The 3,477-nt window shown below is 61.3% G+C and carries 2 protein-coding genes; one reads left to right on the top strand and one right to left on the bottom strand.

Annotated features, from left to right (window positions below; all coding sequences use genetic code 11):
• Positions 1-116 precede the first annotated feature (116 nt).
• A complete protein-coding gene (gene desA / locus AC3WKX_RS34120; RefSeq protein ID WP_087693634.1) occupies positions 117-1,301 on the bottom strand; it encodes a delta-9 fatty acid desaturase DesA in 1,185 nt (394 codons plus the stop codon).
• 166 nt (positions 1,302-1,467) lie between these two features.
• On the opposite strand from desA, the gene dibA reads away from it, so the two are divergent.
• Complete coding sequence (gene dibA / locus AC3WKX_RS34115) at positions 1,468-3,378, top strand: phosphodiesterase DibA (RefSeq protein WP_087693635.1); 1,911 nt, start codon at positions 1,468-1,470, stop codon at positions 3,376-3,378.
• Positions 3,379-3,477: the final 99 nt, after the last annotated feature.

Raw genomic sequence — 3,477 nt, 5'->3', positions numbered from 1 at the left:
CCCGCTGGGCTGCGTAGCGGCCCCAAAATCTTGGGAGCGCTGCGCACTCCAGCGGGAGCAAGCTCCCTCGCCACAGAAGCTCCCTTGCCACAAAAAATCGGCTCGCTACAGCCGTATCAGGCCGCGGCAGGCCGCAGCGAATAGGTCTTCAGCTGATGGGCAAAGTCCCGCAGGGATTGAATCCCGCTCGCCTCGGCCTCGTGCACCCATTCCTTGATCGCCGCCAGCATGTCGTGGCCGTTGGTGCTGGTTTTCAGCCAGATCTGTTGCAGCGCCAGGCGCTTCTCGTAGATCACTTTCAGGGCCTGGCTGTGCTCCAGCATGCTCTGGATGCGCACGTGGTGGCGGTCATCCAGCAGGCTGGTCTCCCGCGACAGCAGGCGCTTGGCGCGATGGAATTGGTGGCGCACCGAGTGATCGACCTTTTCCAGTTCCTGCTTGACCAGCGGGCCAATCACCAACTTGCGGTACTGGGCCATGATCTGGAAGCGGTTGTTGAGGATCGCCATCGCGGTGTCCATGTCCAGGCTGCCCTTGCCTTCGACCCGGTGGGCGATCGGCGCGACCCGTTGCACCTTGGCCAGGCGCAGGAAGCTGAACACTTTGATCCAGGCCCAGCCCAGGTCGAACTCCCACTTCTTCACCGACAGCTTGGCGGAGTTGGGGTAGGTATGGTGGTTGTTATGCAGCTCTTCGCCACCCACGATGATGCCCCAGGGAATCAGGTTGGTGGCCGCATCGCGGCATTCGAAGTTGCGGTAGCCGATGGCATGACCCAGGCCGTTGATTACGCCGGCAGCCCAGAACGGGATCCACATCATCTGGATGGCCCAGATGGTGATGCCGATGGTGCCGAACAGCAGCAGGTCGATCACGCCCATGATCGCCACGCCCAGCAGCGGGTACGGGGTGTAGAGCTTGCGCTCGATCCAGTCTTCCGGGCAGTTCTTGCCGTAGATGCGCAGGGTCTCGGGGTTCTCGGCTTCGGCGCGATACAGCTCGGCACCTTTGCGCAGCACGGTGGACAGGCCCTTGATCACCGGGCTGTGGGGATCGTCGACGGTTTCGCACTTGGCGTGGTGTTTGCGGTGGATAGCGGTCCACTCGCGGGTGTTCTGCGCCGTGGTGAGCCACAGCCAGAAGCGGAAGAAGTGTTTCAGGCCAGCATTGAGCTCCAGGGAGCGGTGGGCTGAATAGCGGTGCAGATAGACCGTGACCCCGACAATGGTCACGTGGGTCATCAACAGAGTGACTGCCACCAGTTGCCAGGCCGACAAGTCAAGAAAACCGTTGTACCACATAGGCTGTATGGCCCTCAGATAAAGAAAAAACCAGCTTGCGCATTATCACTAAGCCTACAGATAAAACCAGCCGCCCTTTAAGATAGGAGTGACTGGATGTTTCTTATTCTATAATCCGTAACCTTTGTAGGGCGAATCTGGTTTTTTAGTAAGGATTACTGAACATATGCTGTTTTCATACCGAGGTGCCCTGCGTGCCGGGCTGATGTACCTGCTGGTTTCGATTGTGTGGATTCAGCTCAGCCATCAGGTATTGATCAACTTTATCGATGAACCCGTGGAGCTGGGCCGCTGGCTTCAGATACGCGGTTACCTGTGGGTCAGCCTCAGTGCCCTGGCGATCTACCTGCTTTGCGCGCACTTTGCCCGGGCGAACCTGATCCAGCAGCCACTGAAGGAAAACCGCGAGCGCCTGCGGCAGGCCGCCGCCGTGTTCGATTGCACCCGCGAAGGGGTGCTGGTCACCGATGCCCTGGGGCTGATTGTTCACGTCAACCGGGCCTTTATCGAAATCACCGGCTACCAGTGCGAAGACGTGCTGGGGCACCAGCCGAGCCTGTTCAAGTCCGGGCGCCACTCGGCCAGTTTCTACCAGGCGATGTTCGAGACGCTGGAACGTGACGGTGAATGGAGCGGTGAAATCTGGAACCGCCGTAAAAGCGGCGAAATCTACCCACAGTGGCAGACCATCCGGGTGATCCGTGATGAGCAGGGCCATATCAGCCACTACGTCGCGGTGTTCTCCGATATCAGCGCCATCAAGCACTCCGAGAGCGAGTTGGCGCACCTGGCCCATCACGACCCGCTGACCGACCTGCCCAACCGCCTGCTGTTCACCGATCGTGCCGAACAGGCCCTGGCCTCCGCGCAGATCCATAAACGTGGCTGCGCCTTGCTGCTGCTCGACCTCGACCATTTCAAGATCATCAACGACAGCCTCGGCCATAACGTCGGCGACCAGTTGCTCAAGGCCGTCGGCGAGCGCCTGCAAGGCCTGTTCGGCCCCGGCGTGACCCTGGCGCGCCTGGGCGGTGACGAGTTCGCGGTGCTGGCGGAAAGTTGTCCACAGGTGGGCCAGGCCGCCGCCCTGGCGCAACGTATTCTCGACGCGATGAAAGAACCGGTCATCTTCGACGGCCATCAACTGTTTATCAGCGTGAGCATCGGGATCAGCCTGTTCCCCAGCGACGCGCTGAGCGCCGAGCAACTGCTGCGCAACGCCGACTCCGCGTTGTTCAAGGCCAAGAGCGCCGGCCGCGAAGGTTACGCCTTGTACACCGAAGAACTTACCGCCCACGCCCAGCACCGCGTGGAAATGGCCGGTGAACTGCGCCGCGCGCTGGATCAGCAGGAGCTGCGGGTTTACTACCAGCCAGTGCACGACCTGCAAGACAGCCGAATGATCGGCGTCGAAGCCCTGGTGCGCTGGCAGCACCCGGAGCGCGGGCTGGTGCCGCCGGGGGAATTCATCCCGATTGCCGAGCGCACCGGGCTGATTGCCGACATCGACGCCTGGGTCATGGACCAGGCCTGTCGCCAGATGTGCCAATGGCTGGCAGACGGCGCACCGCTGACGTTTCTCGCGGTGAATGTGTCCAGCCGCCTGTTTGCCCGGCGTGAGCTGTATGAGCAAGTAGCCAAGGTGCTGCACGACACGGGGCTGGATCCGGCGCTTTTAGAGCTGGAAGTCACCGAAAGCGCGGTGATGGAAGACCCGGAAGTCGCCCTTGAGCAAATGCATCGCCTGCGTGAGCTCGGCTTGCGCCTGGCCATCGACGACTTTGGCACCGGTTATTCATCGCTGCTGCGGCTCAAGCGCTTGCCGGTGCAGAAGCTCAAGATCGACCAGGGTTTTGTCGCCGGGTTGCCGTGGGATGAGGACGATGCGGCGATCGTGCGGGTAGTGATCGCGTTGGCGCAGAGCATGGGCATGCAGGTGCATGCCGAAGGTATCGAGCAGGTTGAGCAGGCGCGGTTTCTATTGGACCAGCGCTGTGACCTTGGCCAGGGGTACTGGTTTGGCCGGCCGATGCCGGCCAGTGAGCTGGATTGGGCGAGGGCGCCGACAATTCGTTAACCACCGCCTGTCCTGATTTCAAACAGGGCCAAAATGTGGGAGCGGGCTTGCTCGCGAAGGCGGTGGGTCAGTCAGCAAATCTGTCACTGACCCACCGCC

Source organism: Pseudomonas sp. GP01-A4 (assembly GCF_058780865.1).
This window is presented reverse-complemented; position numbering and strand designations above follow the sequence as displayed.